At 71.0% G+C, this 18492-nt stretch carries 17 protein-coding genes and 1 pseudogene; 7 read left to right on the plus strand and 11 right to left on the minus strand.

The window, feature by feature from the left end; translation table 11 throughout:
* The 3 genes from ACTOWL_RS30400 to ACTOWL_RS30410 all read right to left on the minus strand — a co-directional run.
* Positions 1-686 (minus strand): hypothetical protein (locus tag ACTOWL_RS30400; protein WP_441325030.1); only part of this gene is annotated, 686 nt, incomplete at its 3' end.
* Positions 661-1311, minus strand: a complete 651-nt coding sequence (locus ACTOWL_RS30405) for a DedA family protein (RefSeq protein ID WP_441325031.1) — start codon at positions 1309-1311, stop codon at positions 661-663. The genes ACTOWL_RS30400 and ACTOWL_RS30405, both read right to left, overlap by 26 nt.
* A 58-nt stretch (positions 1312-1369) precedes the next feature.
* Complete coding sequence (locus ACTOWL_RS30410; RefSeq protein WP_441325032.1) at positions 1370-2101, minus strand: glycerophosphodiester phosphodiesterase family protein; 732 nt, start codon at positions 2099-2101, stop codon at positions 1370-1372.
* Between the two features lie 232 nt (positions 2102-2333).
* Between ACTOWL_RS30410 and ychF the strand changes: the two genes are divergently transcribed.
* A complete protein-coding gene (gene ychF / locus ACTOWL_RS30415; protein WP_441325033.1) occupies positions 2334-3428 on the plus strand; it encodes a redox-regulated ATPase YchF in 1095 nt (364 codons plus the stop codon).
* Between the two features lie 42 nt (positions 3429-3470).
* Here the strand turns inward: ychF and ACTOWL_RS30420 are convergent, their stop codons facing one another.
* Positions 3471-3806, minus strand: coding sequence for an MliC family protein (locus ACTOWL_RS30420; RefSeq protein ID WP_441325034.1), 336 nt, complete (start codon positions 3804-3806; stop codon positions 3471-3473).
* A gap of 194 nt (positions 3807-4000) precedes the next feature.
* Between ACTOWL_RS30420 and ACTOWL_RS30425 the strand changes: the two genes are divergently transcribed.
* Positions 4001-5218 carry a PQQ-dependent sugar dehydrogenase gene (locus tag ACTOWL_RS30425; protein WP_441325035.1) on the plus strand — a complete coding sequence of 406 codons (1218 nt, stop codon included), beginning with the start codon at positions 4001-4003 and terminating at the stop codon, positions 5216-5218.
* A gap of 131 nt (positions 5219-5349) precedes the next feature.
* On the opposite strand, the pseudogene ACTOWL_RS30430 reads toward ACTOWL_RS30425, so the two are convergent.
* Both ACTOWL_RS30430 and ACTOWL_RS30435 read right to left on the minus strand, forming a co-directional pair.
* A pseudogene (locus ACTOWL_RS30430) lies at positions 5350-5445 on the minus strand (hypothetical protein); the annotation flags it as partial.
* 151 nt (positions 5446-5596) lie between these two features.
* A complete protein-coding gene (locus ACTOWL_RS30435) occupies positions 5597-6379 on the minus strand; it encodes a hypothetical protein (RefSeq protein ID WP_441325036.1) in 783 nt (260 codons plus the stop codon).
* A gap of 202 nt (positions 6380-6581) precedes the next feature.
* Between ACTOWL_RS30435 and ACTOWL_RS30440 the strand changes: the two genes are divergently transcribed.
* The gene (locus tag ACTOWL_RS30440) at positions 6582-8102 is read left to right on the plus strand and encodes a YifB family Mg chelatase-like AAA ATPase (protein ID WP_441325037.1); all 1521 of its coding nucleotides are present in this window, start codon (positions 6582-6584) and stop codon (positions 8100-8102) included.
* A 136-nt stretch (positions 8103-8238) separates the two neighbouring features.
* On the plus strand, positions 8239-8493 hold the full coding sequence (locus ACTOWL_RS30445; protein ID WP_441325038.1) for a hypothetical protein: 255 nt from the start codon (positions 8239-8241) through the stop codon (positions 8491-8493).
* Between the two features lie 252 nt (positions 8494-8745).
* Here ACTOWL_RS30445 and pth read toward each other — a convergent pair whose 3' ends face one another.
* From pth to ACTOWL_RS30470, 5 genes are all read right to left on the minus strand, one after another.
* Entirely contained in the window at positions 8746-9318 is a 573-nt protein-coding gene (pth, locus tag ACTOWL_RS30450) for an aminoacyl-tRNA hydrolase (RefSeq protein ID WP_441325039.1), read from the minus strand.
* Between the two features lie 28 nt (positions 9319-9346).
* Positions 9347-10000: a 50S ribosomal protein L25/general stress protein Ctc gene (locus ACTOWL_RS30455; RefSeq protein WP_441325040.1), complete on the minus strand. Its 654-nt coding sequence runs from the start codon at positions 9998-10000 to the stop codon at positions 9347-9349.
* A 147-nt stretch (positions 10001-10147) separates the two neighbouring features.
* The gene (locus ACTOWL_RS30460) at positions 10148-10954 is read right to left on the minus strand and encodes a MetQ/NlpA family ABC transporter substrate-binding protein (RefSeq protein WP_441325041.1); all 807 of its coding nucleotides are present in this window, start codon (positions 10952-10954) and stop codon (positions 10148-10150) included.
* 50 nt (positions 10955-11004) lie between these two features.
* Positions 11005-11217, minus strand: coding sequence for a hypothetical protein (locus tag ACTOWL_RS30465; RefSeq protein ID WP_380301613.1), 213 nt, complete (start codon positions 11215-11217; stop codon positions 11005-11007).
* Positions 11218-11637: 420 nt separating this feature from the next.
* Positions 11638-14535, minus strand: a complete 2898-nt coding sequence (locus ACTOWL_RS30470; protein WP_441325042.1) for an Rne/Rng family ribonuclease — start codon at positions 14533-14535, stop codon at positions 11638-11640.
* A gap of 587 nt (positions 14536-15122) precedes the next feature.
* On the opposite strand from ACTOWL_RS30470, the gene ACTOWL_RS30475 reads away from it, so the two are divergent.
* The 3 genes from ACTOWL_RS30475 (at position 15123) to ACTOWL_RS30485 (ending at position 18398) form a co-directional block, all read left to right on the plus strand.
* Positions 15123-17561: a penicillin-binding protein 1A gene (locus ACTOWL_RS30475; protein ID WP_441325043.1), complete on the plus strand. Its 2439-nt coding sequence runs from the start codon at positions 15123-15125 to the stop codon at positions 17559-17561.
* A 76-nt stretch (positions 17562-17637) separates the two neighbouring features.
* Positions 17638-17922 (plus strand): DUF4242 domain-containing protein, encoded by a 285-nt coding sequence (locus ACTOWL_RS30480; RefSeq protein ID WP_441325044.1) that lies wholly within the window; start codon positions 17638-17640, stop codon positions 17920-17922.
* An 11-nt stretch (positions 17923-17933) separates the two neighbouring features.
* Positions 17934-18398, plus strand: a complete 465-nt coding sequence (locus tag ACTOWL_RS30485) for a DUF3293 domain-containing protein (RefSeq protein ID WP_441325045.1) — start codon at positions 17934-17936, stop codon at positions 18396-18398.
* The last annotated feature ends 94 nt before the right edge of the window (positions 18399-18492 follow it).

Below are 18492 nucleotides of genomic sequence, written 5' to 3' on the forward strand. Positions count from 1 at the left end.
TCGAGGGTGTCGACGCGCTGGCGCTGCTCGGCGATGTCGTCGGCGACATCGAGCGCGCCGGTGCGGGCGGCCAGCGGGTCGGCGCCCTCCAGCTCGCCCAGGCGCTTGCCGATGCGGTCGAGCACGGCGGTGGTGTCGGCCTGCACCGACTCGGCGTCGTCGACCAACGCCGGGCAGGCCTGGGGGCCGCCGGGCAGGGCGCCGGTCGGGGTCGAGGCGATGCGGTCGGCCAGGCGGTTCGCCCGCCGCGCCTCGGCGTCCAGCCGGCGGGCCAGGCTGCCCAGCCGCTCGCTCTGCAGGTCCGGCCGGCCGCATTGGCCGATGATGGTGCGATAGGCCGCCTGGGCCCGGCGCAGCTTGGCCGACAGGCCCTGGGCCTGGCTCGCGACCTGGGTCGCCTGGTCGATCGAAGCGCGGGCGGTGCCGGCGCCGGCGTCGCGCTCGATCCGGTCGATCCGCACCCGTACCCGGCCCAGATCGCTCTCCGCCGTGGTCGCCAGCACATGCGCCTCGGCCTCGGTCTGGGCGCAGCTCTGCGACCGGCTCGGCCTGGCCGGCCCCTCGAACTGGCGGCGGATGCCGCTGAAGAAGTCGTCCAGCCCGTCCGCCCGCGCCGGTCCGGGCGCGGCGGCGAGGGCCAGCGCGGCGGCGATGATCAGGCTAGGGACGGTCCGGGCGATCCTCATGCGAACTCTTGCTCTTGCGCGTCAGCAGGCGGAAGGCCGCAGCGGCGCCGACCAGCGTCGCGACGGCCAGGATTATGAGCAGCAGCGGCGCCGCATCTTCAATCCCGAAGATGCGGCTCAGGGTCTCGCCGGCGAACCAGCCGAGGCCGACCCAGACCGGCGCCCAGACGATCGCCGAGGCGACATTGGCGATCTGGAACGGGATGTGGCGCATCCCCATGATGCCGGCGACCAGCGGGATCACGGCGCGGACCGGGCCGAGGAACCGGCCGATGAAGACGCTGATGCCGCCCCAGCGGTGGAAGAAGTCGCGGCCGGTGCGCAGCAGCTGCGGGTGGCGGGTGAACGGCCAGATCCGCTCCACCCGGTGCTCCAGCCAGACCCCGATCCAGTAGGAGACGGCGTCGCCCAGGATGGCGCCGGCGATCGCCCAGGGGATGACGTCCCACGGGCTCAGCGTGCCGGACTGGATCAGCGTGCCGGCGGCGACCAGGATGGTGGTGGCCGGCAGCAGCAGGCTGAGCACGACGAAGGACTCGCCGAAGGCGAAGACCAGGATGATCGGCCCGGCCCAGCCACCATGGGCGCCGATCGCGGTGATCGCCTGGTCGATGAAGCCTTGCACGCGCCGAATCTCTCCTGAAGCTCGCAGCCGCGCCCCGTATCGGCGGCAAAAGCGGCGATCAGAGGGCGAGGATGCGGTCGGGCGCGTCGGAGAAGACGCCGGCGACCCCCATGTCGAACAGCGCCTTGGCCCGCTCCGCGTCGTTCACCGTGTAGGCCAGCACCGGCCGGCCGGTGGCGCGGTATTCGGCGATGGTCTCCGGCGTCTCCTTCTCCTGGCTGATGTTGATGGTGGCGGCGCCGATCGCGTCCGCATTGGCGGCCCAGACCGCCGGCCGCTCCCAGATCAGATAGCCGCGCGGCCAGTCGGGCGCGATCTCGCGGGCCTTCAGCAGGCTCTCGATGGCGAAGCTGGAGACCAGCGGCTTCGGCCGGTCGGCCGGCCACAGCTTCTGCGCCGCGGCCAGCGCCACCTCGGCGGTCTCGACCTCGCGGCCCGGGCAGGCCTTGATCTCGATGTTGACGGCGAGATTCAGCTCCAGCGCCAGGGTCAGCACCTCGTCCAGGGTCGGCACCCGCTCGCCGCGGAACTCGGGCGCGAATTTCCGGCCGGCATCCAGCATCCGCACCGCCGCGAAGTCGGAATTGGCGACCGGGCCGCTGCCGTCGGTGGTGCGGTCCAGCGTGTCGTCATGGATCACCACCGCCACCCGGTTGCGGGTCAGCTTGACGTCGAACTCGACCATCTCGACGCCCAGCGCGGCGGCTTTGCGGAACGAGGCCAGGGTGTTCTCCGGCGCATGGGCCGCGGCGCCGCGATGGCCGATGACTCGGGGCAGGGTCAGGGTCATGGGGCGGTCTCCGGGGGACGTCGGGGCACTGCGTGAGGCGGGTTTTCGGCTTGGTCGGGAACGGTCCGGCTCAGGCGCCCGGACGGAAAGGACCGGCAGCTCGTCAGGACAATCTCCCCTCCAGGTGCCATCCTCGCCGAGCCGGCGTCAAGTGCGGCGGGTCTGCCGCGACTCCCCTCGGCCCGGCATCCGTGCTAGACGGGCGCCGATTCGAAGATCCGGACGAGAACCCATGGGATTCAATTGCGGCATCGTCGGCCTGCCCAATGTCGGCAAGTCGACGCTGTTCAACGCGCTGACCTCCACCCAGGCGGCGGAAGCGGCGAACTATCCGTTCTGCACGATCGAGCCGAACACCGGCCGGGTCGGCGTGCCCGATCCCCGGCTGGACAAGCTGGCGGCGATTGCGGCCTCGGCCAAGATCATCGCCACCCAGCTGGAGTTCGTCGACATCGCCGGGCTGGTCCGCGGCGCGTCGAAGGGCGAGGGGCTGGGCAACCAGTTCCTGGCCAATATCCGCGAGACCGACGCGGTGCTGCACGTGCTGCGCTGCTTCGAGGGCGAGGTCACCCATGTCGAGGGCTCGGTCGACCCGGTGCGCGATGCCGAGATCGTCGACACCGAGCTGATGCTGGCCGACCTGGAGGGGCTGGAGCGGCGGGTGCAGACCGCGGCCAAGCGGGCCAAGGGCGGCGACAAGGACGCCAAGGCCGAGATCGACCTGATGGAGCGGGCGCTGGTCGTGCTGCGCGAGGGCAAGCCGGCCCGCACCGTGGAGCTGTCGCCGGACGAGCGCGAGCCGTTCCGGCGCCTGGCGCTGCTGACCTCCAAGCCCGTGCTCTATGTCTGCAACGTGTCGGAGGACGAGGCCGCGACCGGCAACGCCCATTCGGCGCGGGTCGAGGCGATGGCCAAGGCCCAGGGCGCCGGGGCGGTGGTGATCTCGGCCGCGATCGAGGCCGAGCTGGCGCAGCTCTCGGCCGAGGAGAAGCAGGAGTTCCTGGCCTCGATCGGGCTGGAGGAGCCGGGGCTGAACAAGGTGATCCGCGCCGGCTACAGCCTGCTCGGCCTGCTCACCTTCTTCACCGTCGGACCGAAGGAGGCGCGGGCCTGGACCGTGCGGACCGGCGCCGCCGCGCCGGAAGCCGCGGCCGAGATCCACAGCGACATCCAGCGCGGCTTCATCAAGGCCGAGACCATCGACTACGACAGCTTCGTCGCGCTCGGCGGCGAGCAGGGCGCCAAGGACGCCGGCAAGATGCGCCAGGAAGGCAAGGACTACATCGTCCGCGACGGCGACATCTTCCACTTCCGCTTCAACGTCTGAGATCCGAGAGGCGGCCGCGGCGCTCGCGACCGCCTCTGACGCTTATCCCGCCGTGCAGGTCGTGCTGGCGGCGCCGGCGATGCGGCTGTAGGTCGCCTGGCCGCCCTTGTCCCAGAACTCGGCGCCGTAGGGGTTGGTGTAGCGCGCGCCGCTGCCCGCGATCGCGCGCTGCAGCGTCAGCGTGTTGCCGCCATCGGCCAGCACCAGCGCATCGCCGGTGAAGCCGGCGGACAGGCTGGTGCCGTCGGCGCAGCGATAGCTGACGGTCCGGCTCGCGATGGCCTCGGTCTTCGCGGTCGGGTTCGGGGTCTCGTCGCCGCAGGCGGCCAGCGCGGCAAGGGCCAGCGCGCAGGGGATCAGGGTCAGGCGGCGGATCATCGCAAAATCTCCGATTCAGGGCCCGGGGCCGGAGCCCGGGCGGATAGTCGCCCCTCAGCAACGCCGCAGCCGGCCATTTGTTTCGCCGCCGGTTGCCGCGCCGCTGGGCCTTGTCGGACAATTTTCCCATCGTGGCCTTTTCGACGGCGTCCGGTGCCCCACATCTTCACCAAGGACGTGTGGAGGAGACGCCGATGCGACGACCGTTCGCAGCCCTGCTCGCCATCCCGCTGATCGCCCTGCCGGCCGCGGCCCAGGACATCGCCCCGGGGACGAAATTCGAGATCCGGCCCGACGCGCTGCCCAAGCCCTATGCCACCGACGCCGTCGCCAACAGCTCCGAGACCGTGGCCCGCACCGAGGCGATGCGGCCGCAGGTGCCGAAGGGCATGACGGCGACGCTGTTCGCCACCGGCCTCTCCGGCCCGCGCCAGATGCTGGTGCTGCCGGACCGGTCGATCCTGGTGTCGGAGCCGGCGGCCGGCCGCATCAGCCGGCTGGTCGCGCCCAACCCGCCGGCGCGGGCCCGTGCGATGCCGTTCCTGACCGGGCTGGACCAGCCCTACGGCCTGGCGCTGCGCCGCGACGCGCTCTATATCACCGATCTCGACGGGCTGTGGCGCGTGCCCTATGCCCCGGGCGACGCCAAGGCGCAGGCCAAGCCGCAGCGGATCACGCCGGACGGCGCCTTCGACGGCGGCGGCGGCCATACCAGCCGCAACGTGATCTGGGATCCGGCGTCGGACCGCTTCTTCGTCGCCATCGGCAGCCGCAGCAACATCGCCGAGGAGCCGGCGCCGCGCGCCACCATCCAGGTCTTCGCCGCCGACGGCTCGGGCGGCCGCACCTACGCTACCGGCCTACGCAACCCGATCGGGCTGGCGCTGCAGCCGGGCACCGGCCGGCTCTACACCGTGGTGAACGAGCGCGACGGCCTCGGCGACGGGCTGGTGCCGGACTACCTGACGGCGGTGCGGGAGGGCGGCTTCTACGGCTGGCCCTATTCCTATCTCGGCCAGAACCCGCAGCCCGACCTGGCGGACAAGCAGCCGGACCTGGTCAAGTCGGCGATCGTGCCGGACCTGCTGTTCGAATCGCATTCGGCGCCGCTCGACCTGGTCTTCTACGACGGTCCGATGTTCCCCGACTGGCGCGGCGACGCGCTGGTGACGCTGCACGGCTCGTGGAACCGCGCCGACCCGATCGGCTACATGGTGGTCCGGGTGCCGTTCCGGGACGGCAAGCCCGTGGGCGGCTACGAGGCGCTGGCGACTGGCTTCCGGGTCAATCGCGACGACGGCGCCGCCCAGATCTGGGGCCGCCCGGCCGGGATCGCGGTGCTGCCGGACGGGTCGATCCTGGTCTCCGACGACGAAGGCGGCACCCTCTGGCGCATCGCCAAGGCCGGGTGAGCGCCCTACGCCGACGATCCTTCTTCGAAGGTGTCCAGCGGCGCGTCGAAGTCGGGTCCGATGTGGATGCCGCCCTTCATCAGGCCGAACCGGATCTTGGCCGGCTTCCTGCCGTCCGGCGGCATCAGCCGGGCAAGGGGCGTGCCGGATTTGGTGATGACGAAGCTTTCCCCTCTGCTCGCCCGATCGACGATCTGAGTAGAGTAGGATCTTGGCTGTAGAGATATCGATCGACGTCATGAGGCGGGCCGACATGTGCCTCGTTAGACTCGGTCTCCGCTCGTTCACGGTCAAGTCCCCGCCGACGGCGTGTCGAAGACCAGGCGGTGCTGGCAGGCCGGATCCTTCGACGCGGGTGAGCCTCAGCGCTTGGCCGGATCAGGAGAGCGGCGCCGGATCCTCCGGATCCAGATACAGCCGGAGATAGAGCTCCGACAGGAAGCCGGCAAACAGGGCTGTGGCGAGGGCGGAGAGCAGCAGCAGGAGCACCGCCGCAATGACGGCGAAGACATAGTCGCCGGCGTCGGGCTCGGCGGAGGTCGGCAAGCCCTGCCAGCGCTCCAGCAGCCAGGTCAGCAGACCGATGCCCAGCCAGGGCGGAATCTGCACCACGATGCAGCCGACGAAGATCCGGGCGACGTTGCCCCGCGTTGCCGCCCAACTCCGCCGGAAGGTCATCGAGCGGTCCCCGATCGCCACGGCCGGCAGGATGAGGGAAAGCCGGAAGGTGACGGCAGCGCCGACCACGGCCAGAAGGATGATCACGGCCGTGATCGCCGCGGCCCCGGCCCGGTCGTCCAGCCCGCGCAGCAGGGCCGCGATGGCGGGGATGCCGATCAGCACGATGGCGGCGCCGGGCAGCACGGCGACCACCGCCAGCAGCACGTATCGCGCGAGGGTGTTCGCGCCGGAGAAGGCGCGGCGCTCCTCTCGCAGCACGAAGCGGTGCCAGCCGATGGCGGTGCCGGCGCCGATGACCGCCGTGATGAAGCTTCCGCCCGGCCCGTCCCAGGCCTGCGGCGCCAGGATGGCGAGGGCGACGATCAGGACCACAGTGACGGCGATCCAGGCCAGGGCGACTCTCAGGAAGGCGCCGAGATTGCCGAACAGCCGGCCGTAGACCGCGTCGATCACGCGCGACAGCGGCAGGGACGCGGGCATGGCGGAATCGTTCGGATCACCCATGCCGCATGATCGCCAAGGGCCGATGCGGCGGCAAGGCCGCTTCGTCGCGCTTCGATGGGCGGGAAGATCGATTGACAAGCGCCTGGCAGCGGATTGAATATTGGTTGTGGAATATCGATAGAAAACAATTTTAGATATGCTCTCTCCGCCGCCTCCACACGCCTCAGGCTTCGCCTAGATGGTCGCCCGGATCGCCACGGTCGCGTTCCAGGGGATCGAGACGGCGCCGGTCGACGTGCAGGTGCAGGTGTCCGGCGGCTTCTCCGGCATCACCCTGGTCGGCCTGCCGGACAAGGCGGTGGCGGAAAGCCGCGAGCGGGTGAAGGCGGCGCTGCACGCCCTCGGCCTGGCGCTGCCGCCCAGGCGCATCACCATCAACCTGGCGCCGGCCGACATGCTTAAGGAGGGCAGCCATTACGACCTGCCGATCGCGCTCGGCCTGCTCACCGCGCTCGACGTGCTGCCGGTGCAGGAGATCGGGCAGTACATGGCGCTGGGCGAGCTGGCGCTGGACGGGGCGCTGACCCCGGTCGCCGGGGTGCTGCCGGCGGCGCTGGGCGCGGCGGAGCGCGGGCTCGGCCTGATCTGCCCGGCCGCCTCGGGGCCGGAGGCGGCCTGGGCCGCCGATGCCGAGGGCCGGATCGACGTGCTGGCGGCGCCGACGCTGCTGGCCCTGGTCAATCATTTCAAGGGCACCCAGGTGCTGGCCCAGCCGCTGCCGCTGCTGGCCCCGGTGGACGGGCCCGGCCTCGACCTTCGCGACGTCAAGGGGCAGGAGACGGCGAAGCGGGCGCTGGAGATCGCGGCCGCCGGCAACCACAACCTCTTGATGATCGGCCCGCCCGGCTCCGGCAAGTCGATGCTGGCGGCGCGGCTGCCCGGCCTGCTGCCCCCCTTGTCGCCGGCCGAGGCGCTCGAAGTGTCGATGATCCATTCGGTCGCCGGCCTGCTGGAAGGCGGGCGGCTGATGCGCCGCCGGCCGTTCCGCGACCCGCACCATTCCGCCTCCCTGCCGGCCCTGGTCGGGGGCGGCTTGCGGGTCCGGCCGGGCGAGATCTCGCTGGCCCATCGCGGCGTGCTGTTCCTGGACGAGCTGCCGGAATTCGCCCGGGCCACGCTCGAATCGCTGCGCCAGCCGATGGAGAGCGGCCGGGCGGTGATCGCCCGGGCCAACTCGCATGTCACCTATCCCGCCCGGGTGCTGCTGGCGGCGGCGATGAATCCGTGCCGCTGCGGCCATCTCGGCGATCCGGCGCTGGGCTGCGGCCGGGCGCCGCGCTGCGGCCAGGACTACCAGTCGCGCCTGTCCGGGCCGCTGCTCGACCGCATCGACCTGCATGTCGACGTGCCGGCGGTCTCGGCCGCCGACCTGTCGCTCCCGCCGCCGGCCGAAGGCACGGCCGAGGTGGCGGCCCGGGTCGCGGCGGCGCGGGAGATCCAGGCCGCGCGCTATGCCGGCGACGGCATCACCACCAACGCCGAGGCCGACGGGTCGGTGCTGGGCCGGGTGGCGGTGCCCGATTCGGCCGGCGCCACCCTCCTGACCCAGGCGACGGAGCGGCTGCGCCTGTCCGCCCGCGGCTATCACCGGGTGCTGCGCGTCGCCCGCACCTTGGCCGACCTGACCGGCGCCGACGCCATCGGCCGGGCCCAGATCGCCGAGGCGCTGTCCTATCGGCGGCTGGCCATGGCCGGATAGGCCAGTGCGCGGCACGGAGGCCGCGCAGATTTCAGCAAAAGCCGGTTGGCCGTCGGCGGAAACTTTGTGATCCTGATCGGGTTCGCTTCTGTCCGAAGCGGTTGCCTTCACCGCGACTCGATGACGGAGTCCGCCGATGCGATCGATCCTGCTTGTGTCCGCCGCGCTTCTGGCCGGCGCCTGCGTGCCGCAGCCGGCGAAGGACTTCGTCGTGGTCGAGACCTTCAACGAGAGCGCCGCGGGGGCCCAGGCCGCTGCCGACCGCTATTGCGGCCAGTTCGGCCGCATGGCGCTGGCCGCCAGCCGGCAATGGCACTACATCGGCTTCCAATGCGTGGATCCGGCCAATTCGCTGGTGGCGCAGACGCCGATCCCGCCGATCTGGGACTGACTCCAGGGCCCAAACAGTAGAGGAGCCGCACGGCGGCGGCTCCTCGTTTAGCTCTTTTGTCCGCAGGCTCACCCGACGATGCCGGGTTGCCATTCTGGCGGAGGTCGCCGCAAGGGCATTGCGGCTGGCCAATACGCGTTACCGGCTATGCCGACCACGTGAGCATACGATGCGCCCCCGGAACGATCGGATCAAGGGGGTAGTCGTGCGGCGCAGCAAAGGTCAATGAGGCTGCCACGGTCGGGTGTCGGATCACGCCGCCTGGGTGGTCTGGGCGATCTGGGTCATGAACTTCCCGGCCGCCTTCTCGGCCAGCAGCGGCGCCGCCCCGGCGATCGCCTCGAGCAGCGGGTCCAGCCAGGCCTCATCGGCCTTGGCGAAGTCGCCCAGCACCCAGCCATGCACCCGGTCCTTGTGGCCGGGATGGCCGATGCCGATGCGGACGCGCCAGAATTCCGGCCCGATATGGGCGTCGAGCGAGCGCAAGCCATTGTGGCCGGCGGTGCCGCCGCCCTTCTTGACCCGGACCTTGCCGGGCGCCAGGTCGAGCTCGTCATGGAACACGACGACGTCGTCGGGCGTGAGCTTGTAGAAGCGCATCGCCTCGCCGACCGACCGGCCGCTGTCGTTCATATAGGTGGTGGGCTCCAGCGCCAGCACGCGCTCGGGGCCGAGCCGGCCTTCCGCCAGCCGGCCCTGGAATTTCAGCTTCCAGGGCGAAAAGGAATGGCGCTCGACGATGTCGTCGAGCGCCATGAACCCGACATTGTGCCGGTGATACGCGTATTGCGAACCGGGATTGCCGAGGCCGACGAACAGCAGCATCGCACTCTCCCAGATCGCCCGGCCTTGATCAGGCCTTCGGCTCCTCGGTCGCAGCCGCCGGGGCGGCCTCGCCGGTCACCGCAGCGGCAGCAGCCTCGGCGGCCTCGGCGCGGACGGCCGACGGCGCCGCGACGGTGGCGATCACGAAGTCGCGGTCCTGCACGGCCGGGCGGACGCCCTCCGGCAGCTTCACCGCGCTCATGCGCAGCGAGTCGCCGATGTCGGCGCCGGTCAGGTCGACCGAGACGTATTCCGGGATCGCCTCGGCGCGGCAGATCAGCTCGACATCGTGGCGCACGACGTTCAGCACGCCGCCGCGCTTGATGCCGGGCGAAGCGGCCTCGTTCTCGAAATGCACCGGCACGTCGGCATGGACGGTGGTCTTGTCGCTGACGCGCAGGAAGTCGAGGTGGATCGCCTTGTCGCTCACCGGATCCAGCGCGATGTCGCGCGCCAGGACGTGATGCCGCTCGCTGCCGATCTCGATGTCGTAGATATGGGTCAGCGCGCCGGGGTCGCGCAGGATCTTCAGCAGCGACTGGGCGTTGACGCTGAACAGCACCGGCGGCTTGTTGTCGCCGTAGATGACGCCCGGGATCATCCCGGCCCGACGCGCTGCCCGTGCTGCCCCCTTACCGGCTCGGTCGCGCGCCTCGGCCGTGATCTTGATGGTATCGGCCATCGGCTCTCTCCTAAGTGAAGACGCCGGCCTCCAGGGGTGCCGGCGTCGGTACGGCGTGAGTGAATGCTCACGCAAGCGCGGTCGTCTACCAGAACTGGTCCGCTTTCGCAACGGCCGGGGCCGCAGCCCCGGCCTGCGGCGGCAGGCTTACCAAGCCGGCAGGATCGCGCCCCTGAACCGGGTCTCCAGGAACTGCGCCACCTCGGGCGACTGGTAGGCCTCGACCAGGGTCTTCAGGTCGGCCCGGTCCTTGTCGGCGGCGCGGGCGGCGACGAAGTTGCCGTAGGGGTTGCTGGTCCGGCTCTCGGCGATCAGCGCGTCCTTGCGCGGGTCGAGCCCGGCCTCCAGCGCGTAGTTGGTGTTGATGATCGCGCCGTCCAGGTCCGGCAGGGCGTGCGGCAGCTGCGCCGCGTCGAGCTCGGAGAACTGGAAGTTGTGCGGGTTCGCGGCGATGTCGAGCAGCGACGGGTTCAGGCCCTTGCCGTCCGCCAGCTTGATCAGGCCGTTGGCGGCCAACAGGTTCAGCGCCCGGCCGCCGTTGCTGGGGTCGTTCGGGATGCCGATCCTGGCGCCGTCGGGCAGCTTGTCGATCTTGTCGATCTTCTTCGAGTACAGGCCGATCGGCTCGACGATGGTGAAGCCGATCGGGATGATGTGATAGCCGCGGGCGGCGATCTGGGCGTCGAGATAGGGCTGGTGCTGGAAGGCGTTGGCGTCCAGCTCGCCATGCTCCAGCGCCTCGTTCGGGATGGCGTAGTCGGAGAAGGTGATCAGCTCGACCTCGAGGCCGTGCTTGGCCGCCACCTGCTTGGCGACCTCGGCGATCTCCTCCTCGCTGCCGCCCATGACGCCGAGCTTGATGCTGGCGGCGAGGGCGCTGCCGGCGGTGGCGGCGCCGAGGGCGAGGCCGAGCGCCAGGCCGAACAGGCCGCGCGTCAGCGGGGAAAGGGACATGATGGGCTCCTGCACGTCTTGGGTAGGACTGGGGAAGGGGCGGCCGCGGGTCAGGCCCGGGCCTGACCCGGCCGGTGCTGGCGGCGGGCGATCGTGGTCAGCGCCGCATGCGCCGCCCGGCCGGCCGCGCGGGTGGTGCGGAACAGGCGCCCCTCCAGCGGGGTGAAGGCCGCGTCGGAGGCGTAGAAGCGGAATCCGCGCGGCTCGCGCGTGACGATGCCGGCGGTCAGGCCACCGGCGACGATGATGAAGGCGTCAGCCATGGAAGGGATCCTCTCGGGGGGCACGCCCGCTTGAGGCGAGCGCGCTGCATCTGGTCGTGCGGTCGGGTGCGGCGGGCGGGCCCGCGATCAGCAACAGCGACAGGCGCGACACATCCCGACGCGCGGCATGGCGGCGGAGAGGATCGGTCGGGGCAAGGTCGAAACCATCGGTCGGCTCCTCAGCATCAACTGCCGGAACCACGAACTCACGTCGTGGCGCTTTAGCGTTTGGTGACGCGGCGCAAGCTGCTTCCGTCAAAATCCCGCGGATCCGAAGATCGGAGCCGACCCTCGAACATACGAGCCGCTATGTCAATAATAAAAAATCTACATATTGCATCAGCTATTTGTCGGATCATTCGCAGCAAAAAGCCCGCCCGGTTCCCCGAGCGGGCTCTCTGATGCGACTGTCGGCCGAGGTCAGGCGCCGCGGCGCCACCAGCCACGCTTCGGGGCCTCGGGCGGCTGGTTCACCACCTGATTGGCCTCGACCGCGAGGTTCTCAGGCTGGGCTTCAGGCTCGGGCGCCGGGGCGGGCTCGGCAGCGACGGGTGCCGGCTCGGGCACCGCACCGTTCAGCGCCGCCGCCTCCGGCTCCGCGGTGGGAGCGGGGGCCGGAGCCTCGGCGGCCGGCTCGACCGCAGCCTCGACAGCGACCTCGGCCTTCTTGCGGCGCGGGGCGCGGCGCTTCGGCTTCGGCGCCTCCTCGACCGGCGCCGCGGCTTCGGCCGGCATGGCTTCCGCCGGGACGGGCTCGGGTGTGATCACGGCCTCGGCGGCCGCGACCGTCTCCGGCGCCGTCTCAGCTTCGGGCTCGGCATGGCTGGCAGCGTCGGCGGCCTCGAGCACGAAGGGCTCGGCCTCCTCGTCCGCCTTCTTGCGGCGGCCGCCGCGACGGCCGCGGCGACGGGCCTTGGCATCGTCCTCGGCCGTGGCAGCCTCGGGCGCCGCGGCTTCGGCGGGCGCCGGCTCGGCCGGCCCGACGACGGCCGGGGTGGCCTCCTCGACGGGCTCGGCGTGGCTGGCGGCATCGGCGGCCTCGAGCGTGAACGGCTCGGCCCCCTGGTCCTCCGGCCCGCCCTCCTCGGCTTCGTCGCGCGGGTCGTAGCCGAAGCTGCCGTCGGCCGCGACCTGCGCCGGCTGGTCCGGGCGATGCCCGTCCTCGCCGCGCCGACGGCCGCGCCGCCGCCGGCGGCGACGGCCCCGGCCCTCGCCATCGGCCTGCTGGCCGCCGCCGTGATGCTGCAGCGGCTGTGCCGGACGCTGCTGCTGCGGCTGACGCGCCGGCTCCTGGGCCTCGACGGTCTCCTCGACCTCTTCCGCCTCGTCCTCGACCTCGTCCGCCTCGTGCTCCAGCGCGGCGTCGGTCTCGGCCATGATCCGGGCGGTGTTGTCGACCGGCGCCGCCGGGGCCGGCAGCTCGGCGCCGCGGGCGCGGGTGCGCTCGATCCGGTGCGCCGGCGGGATCAGGCTGTCATCGGCCTCGATCATCACCCGCACGCCGTAGCGCCGCTCGATGTCGGCCAGGGCGTCGCGCTTCTGGTTGAGCAGGTACAGCGCCATCGCGGTGGCGACATGCACGGTGACCTCGGAGGCGCGCTTGCGGATGCCCTCCTCCTCGATCGCGCGCAGCACCGACAGGGCGGCCGAGCCGGTGGTCCGGGTCATGCCAAGCCCGCCGCAATGGGCGCAGGTCTCGAAATGCGTCTCCATCAGGCTCGGGCGCAGCCGCTGGCGCGACAGCTCGAGCAGGCCGAAGGCGCTGATCCGGCCGAGCTGGATGCGGGCGCGGTCCTGCCGCATCGCCTCCTTCAGCCGGTGCTCGACCGCCTTGTTGTGGCGGTCGTCCTCCATGTCGATGAAGTCGATGACGATCAGGCCGGCCAGGTCGCGCAGGCGCAGCTGGCGGGCGACCTCGTCGGCGGCCTCCAGGTTGGTCTTGTACGCCGTCTCCTCGATGTTCCGCTCGCGGGTCGAGCGGCCGGAGTTGACGTCGATCGAGACCAGCGCCTCGGTCGGGTTGATGACGATGTAGCCGCCGGAGCGCAGCTGCACCACCGGGCTGTGCATCGCGTCGATCTGGCCTTCGACGTTGAAGCGGTGGAACAGCGGGACGTCCTGGTCCAGGTAGGGCTGGACCTTCTTGGCATGGCTCGGCATGAGCATGCGCATGAAGTCCTTGGCGGTGCGGTAGCCCTCCTCGCCGGCGACCTGGACGTCCTCGATGTCCTTGGAATAGAGGTCGCGGATCGCCCGCTTGATCAGGTCCGCCTCTTCATGGATGGCGCAGGGGGCGGTCGACTGCAGCGTGGTCTGCCGGATCGAATCCCACAGCCGCAGCAGGTAGTCGAGGTCGCGCCGGATCTCCAGCTTGGTCCGCTCCAGCCCCGCCGTCCGCAGGATGACCGCCATGCCGTCCGGCACGTCCAGGTCATCCATGATCGCCTTCATCTTCTTGCGATCCTTGGGATTGGCGATCTTCCGGCTGATGCCGCCGCCGCGCGGCGTGTTCGGCATCAGCACGCAGTAGCGGCCGGCCAGCGACAGGTAGGTGGTCAGCGCCGCGCCCTTGTTGCCGCGCTCCTCCTTGGTCACCTGCACCAGCATGATCTGCCGGCGCTTGATGACCTCCTGGATCTTGTAGTTGCGGTAGTTCGGCAGCTTCGAGCGGCGGTCGCGGGCCTCCTCGGCCTCGTCGCCGCCCAGCACCTCGACGGGCTCCTGCTCGCCGTCATGGCCGTTGCCATTCTCGCCCCCGGCCGGAGTCGGGTCGTCGCCCCTCGGCGATTCGGGCGGGGCCAGCAGCGCGACCGGGCCGCTGTCGCCCTCGGTCGACAGGGTCTCGCCGAAGCTCTCCTCGACGATGGCCTCGGCGTGGATCACCTCGCCCGCCACCGCATCGCCGGCATCGAACGCCTCGCTCGGGCCGGCCTCGGCCTCGGCGCGGGCCGGGCGGCGGTCACCACGGCCGCGGCGCCGGCGGGACGCCGGCTCGGCCGGTTTCGCCTCGACGGCCTCGGCCTCGTCGGCCTCCGCGGCCTGGCGGGCCAGCAGCGCCTCGCGGTCGGCGATCGGGATCCGGTAGTAGTCGGGATGAATTTCCGAGAAGGCGAGGAAACCGTGCCGGTTCCCGCCATACTCCACGAAGGCGGCCTGGAGCGAGGGTTCGACCCGCGTCACCTTGGCCAGATAGATGTTGCCCTTAAGCTGCTTCTTGGCTTCGGTCTCGAAGTCGAATTCCTCGAGCCGATTGCCGTCCAGCACCACCACCCGCGTTTCTTCCGCATGGGTGGCGTCCACCAGCATTCTTTTAGCCATGTACAAACCCTGGCGACGCTGCCGTCACCCCGCGCGACCGACGGGGCTGCGGCGCGTCCTTGTCCTGCCGAAGCCGCCGGGGGCGCGAACCGTGATCACCCGAGAACGGCGCTTCGCAGCAGGCCAGACGGGAGGGTCCGCGACCACCGGTCCGGCGCGGATGCGCCGGGGCACGGCCTCGAGTTGATCTCAATGTCGCCCGACATCCGCAGCCGCGCATCGCGTGCCGGCCGTTCGACGGAAGACGCTTCCCGGCGGAAATCGATGCGCCGCCGCGCGATCAACCCGGACACCCGGGGAACCCGGACATCCGATCGACCGATCGGGCAGACTGTCGCGCCGTCACGATACCGAGGCACCGCACTCTCGACAATGGGAGATTTCGGGGGTAAGGGGCGCGCCTGCCGGTCGCGCCGCCGCGGGGGCCTGACTCGCGGTCGGCGCTATGGTAACAGAAACCCGGCCGCCCGCGGTCATCAACGGAACACAATCGCGTCCTATCCGCTTCTGCGACGAGGCCGGCCTGCCGGGCCGACCCCGCCATGTCGGGCGGCCGGCCGCCGTCCATCCACTGCCCCCATGGTTCGATGCGCCTGATCGGCTGGCTCCTGTCCTCCCTCATCCTCCTCCTCGTCGTCGCGGCGGTCGGGGTCTTCGCGGCCGCGAGCTATTTCGGCCGCGACCTGCCGGACACGGCGCAGCTGGCCGAATACGCGCCGCCGATCACCACCCGGCTGCACGCGGCCGACGGCCGGCTGATGGCGGAATACGCCAACCAGAACCGGTTGTTCGTGCCGTTCGGGGCGATCCCGCCCCTGGTGGCCCAAGCCTTCGTCTCGGCCGAGGACCAGCGCTTCTACGACCATCCGGGCGTCGACCTGCAGGGCATCGCCCGGGCCGGGATCTCGGCGATCCAGAACTATGGGTCCGACCGGCGGATGGAGGGCGCCTCGACCATCACCCAGCAGGTGGCGCGCAACTTCTTCCTGACGCCGGACCGGGCGATCAGCCGCAAGATCCGCGAGGTGCTGCTGGCGCTGCGCATCGAAAGCGCCTTCACCAAGCAGCAGATCCTCGAGCTGTACCTGAATCAGATCTATCTCGGCCGCGGCGCCTATGGCGTGGCGGCGGCGTCGCTGGCCTATTTCAACAAGCCGCTGAGGGACCTGACGGTCTCCGAGGCCGCCTTCCTGGCCGGCCTGCCGAAGGCGCCCAGCAGCTACGACCCGAAGACCCGGCTGGACGCCGCCGTCAACCGCCGCAACTACGTCCTCGGCCGGTTGCTCGAGGACGGGGCGATCACCAAGGAGCAGGCCGACGCCGCCCGGGCCGAGCCGCTGCTGACCAAGGACCGCCGGCAGATCGAGTTCGTCAGCGCCAACTACTTCGCCGAGGAGGTGCGGCGCGAGCTGCAGCGCCTGTACGGCAACGATGCCCTGTACCAGGGCGGGCTGTCGGTGCGCACCTCGCTGGACCCGCATCTGCAGGACCTGGCCGACCAGTCGCTGCGCAACGGCCTGCGCAGCTATGACCAGCGGCATGGCTGGCGCGGCCCCTTGAAGAAGATCGGGGGCTTCGACGACTGGGCCGGGCAGCTCGCCGCGATCGAGCGGCCGGCCGGCGCCGGCGACTGGCAGATGGCGGTGGTGCTGGATGTCGACGCCAAGGCCGCCGGCATCGGCTTCTCGGACAAGAGCCGCGGCACCATCCCCTTCGCCGAGATGAAATGGGCCCGGCCCTGGCGCGCGAACCAGACCGTCGGCGCCGATCCCAGGAAGCCGTCTGACGTGCTGGCCAAGGGCGACGTCATCCTGGTCGAGCCGACCGGCCCGGTGCCGGACGACAAGGCCGTGCCGCAGGAATTCGGCCTGCGCCAGATCCCCGACGCGCAGGGCGCGCTGGTCGCGCTCGACCCCAACACCGGCCGGGTGCTGGCGATCAGCGGCGGCTACGACTACGCGATGAGCGAGTTCGACCGCGGCACCCAGGCCGTGCGGCAGCCCGGCTCGACCTTCAAGCCCTTCGTCTATCTGACCGCGCTGGAGGCCGGCTACACCCCGACCACCATCATCGACGACGCCCCGATCACGATCGACACCGGCACCACCGACTGGGCGCCGGAGAACGACGACCAGCGGTTCCTCGGCCCGATGCCGCTGCGGATCGGCGTCGAGCGGTCGCGCAACCTGATGACGGTGCGCCTGATCCAGGCGGTGGGCCTCGAAAAGGTCAAGGCGACGGCGGAGCGCTTCGGCGTCTACAAGGACATGCCGCTGCTGTACTCCATGGCGCTCGGCGCCGGCGCGACCACGCCGCTGCAGATGGCGGCCGGCTTCGCCCAGATCGCCAATGGCGGCAAGAAGGTGCTCCCGACCTTCGTCGACCGGATCCAGGACCGCACCGGTCGCACCATCTACCGGCATGACGAGCGGCCCTGCGACAGCTGCGGCCAGCCCTGGGCCGACCAGGCGACGCCGGTGATCCCGGACACGCGCGAGCAGATCGCCGACCCGGTCTCGGCCTACCAGATGACTTCGATCCTGCAGGGCGTGGTCCAGCGCGGCACCGCCTCGGCGCTGAACAAGCTGGGCTTCACCCTGGCCGGCAAGACCGGCACCACCAACGACGCCAAGGACGCCTGGTTCGTCGGCTTCTCGCCCGATCTGGTGGTGGCGATCTATGTCGGCTTCGACGAGCCGAAGACGCTGGGCGCCCGCGAGTGGGGCTCGACCGCGGCGCTGCCGATCTTCCGCGACTTCATGTCCGCGGCGCTGCAGGGCAAGGACGTCCCGCCCTTCCGCATCCCGCCCGGCGTCAACCTGGTCAAGATCGACCGGCTGAGCGGCCAGCCTGCCTATGGCAGCGGCGGCGACATGATCTGGGAGGCGTTCCGCCCCGGCACCGAGCCCGGCACCGGCTATGCCCTCGACCGGCTCGATGGCAGCGGCGGCACGACCGACCAGGGCACCACCAGCTTCGGCGACAGCGTGCCCGACGCGACAACGGGGACCGGCGGGCTCTACTGATCCGCCCGCCGCAACCCGGATCAAGGGAAGCAATGGGGACAGGCACGATCAATCCGTCCCAACCCAGGAGGAACTCATGGCCCTTCGCAAATTCATCATCGAGCGTGATATCCCGGACGTCGGCTCCCTGGAGCGCGAGCAGTTGCGCGGCGCCGCGGCCAAGTCCAACGACGCGCTGCGCCAGATCGGCCCCGACATCCAGTGGGTCGAGAGCTACGTCGCCGACAACAAGACCTTCTGCGTCTACCTGGCCCAGGACGAGGCGGTGATCCGCAAGCACGCCGAGATCAGCGGCTTTCCGGCGACCAAGATCACCGAGATCCGCAAGATGATCGACCCGACGACGGAACGGGCCGGCTGACGGATTGCCGGATGGATCTCGCGGGCTTCATTCGGCTGCTCGAGGCCTATCGCGACACCCGCTATCTGTTCATCGCCGACGGCGTCGAGCGCGAGGTGCGGATCGACCGCCGGAACCCGGAGGCCGAGGCTTGGCTGACCGGGCGCGGCGCCGCCGGCGCCGGCTTCGTCAGCGCCGACAACCCGCGCAGCCTTCTGGCACCGGAGGCCGAGAACGAGGCGGCGCGGCAGCGCCTGGCCGAGGCGGTGCGCCGCCGCGGCGCGGACGCGGTGCCGCACACCGGCGCCGGCCTGGACGGCGCCTGGCCGCCGGAGCACGGCCTCCTGGTGCTCGGCCTGCCGGTGGCGGAGCTGACGGCCCTGGCCGAGGCGTTCGGCCAGAACGCCATCGTCTGGTTCGCCCCCAGCCGGCCCGCGCGGCTGGTGCCGACCCGGCTGTTGTTCGAGGCGCTCAGCACGGACGCCGGAGCGGGATGAATCGAGGTCGTCGGGCATGTCGAGCGTCCTTGATTGCCTCTCCCGCGCTGGCTGGCTTGTCGGGTCAGGCCCGGCAATGATGGCGACGGAGCGA

Source organism: Inquilinus sp. CA228, assembly GCF_052078665.1.
Taxonomy (GTDB): Bacteria; Pseudomonadota; Alphaproteobacteria; order DSM-16000; family Inquilinaceae; genus Inquilinus.

Bases quoted from the DNA above. Each gene is read 5' to 3' on its own strand.
- ACTOWL_RS30460 (WP_441325041.1), bottom strand. From the start codon at position 10,954: ATGTCCCTTTCCCCGCTGACGCGCGGCCTGTTCGGCCTGGCGCTCGGC.
- ACTOWL_RS30455 (WP_441325040.1), bottom strand. From the start codon at position 10,000: ATGGCCGATACCATCAAGATCACGGCCGAGGCGCGCGACCGAGCCGGT.
- pth (WP_441325039.1), bottom strand. From the start codon at position 9,318: ATGCTGCTGTTCGTCGGCCTCGGCAATCCCGGTTCGCAATACGCGTAT.
- ACTOWL_RS30420 (WP_441325034.1), bottom strand. From the start codon at position 3,806: ATGATCCGCCGCCTGACCCTGATCCCCTGCGCGCTGGCCCTTGCCGCG.
- ACTOWL_RS30435 (WP_441325036.1), bottom strand. From the start codon at position 6,379: ATGCCCGCGTCCCTGCCGCTGTCGCGCGTGATCGACGCGGTCTACGGC.
- ACTOWL_RS30470 (WP_441325042.1), bottom strand. From the start codon at position 14,535: ATGGCTAAAAGAATGCTGGTGGACGCCACCCATGCGGAAGAAACGCGG.
- ACTOWL_RS30445 (WP_441325038.1), top strand. From the start codon at position 8,239: ATGCGATCGATCCTGCTTGTGTCCGCCGCGCTTCTGGCCGGCGCCTGC.
- ACTOWL_RS30440 (WP_441325037.1), top strand. From the start codon at position 6,582: ATGGTCGCCCGGATCGCCACGGTCGCGTTCCAGGGGATCGAGACGGCG.
- ACTOWL_RS30410 (WP_441325032.1), bottom strand. From the start codon at position 2,101: ATGACCCTGACCCTGCCCCGAGTCATCGGCCATCGCGGCGCCGCGGCC.
- ACTOWL_RS30485 (WP_441325045.1), top strand. From the start codon at position 17,934: ATGGATCTCGCGGGCTTCATTCGGCTGCTCGAGGCCTATCGCGACACC.
- ACTOWL_RS30480 (WP_441325044.1), top strand. From the start codon at position 17,638: ATGGCCCTTCGCAAATTCATCATCGAGCGTGATATCCCGGACGTCGGC.
- ACTOWL_RS30425 (WP_441325035.1), top strand. From the start codon at position 4,001: ATGCGACGACCGTTCGCAGCCCTGCTCGCCATCCCGCTGATCGCCCTG.
- ACTOWL_RS30475 (WP_441325043.1), top strand. From the start codon at position 15,123: ATGCGCCTGATCGGCTGGCTCCTGTCCTCCCTCATCCTCCTCCTCGTC.
- ACTOWL_RS30465 (WP_380301613.1), bottom strand. From the start codon at position 11,217: ATGGCTGACGCCTTCATCATCGTCGCCGGTGGCCTGACCGCCGGCATC.
- ychF (WP_441325033.1), top strand. From the start codon at position 2,334: ATGGGATTCAATTGCGGCATCGTCGGCCTGCCCAATGTCGGCAAGTCG.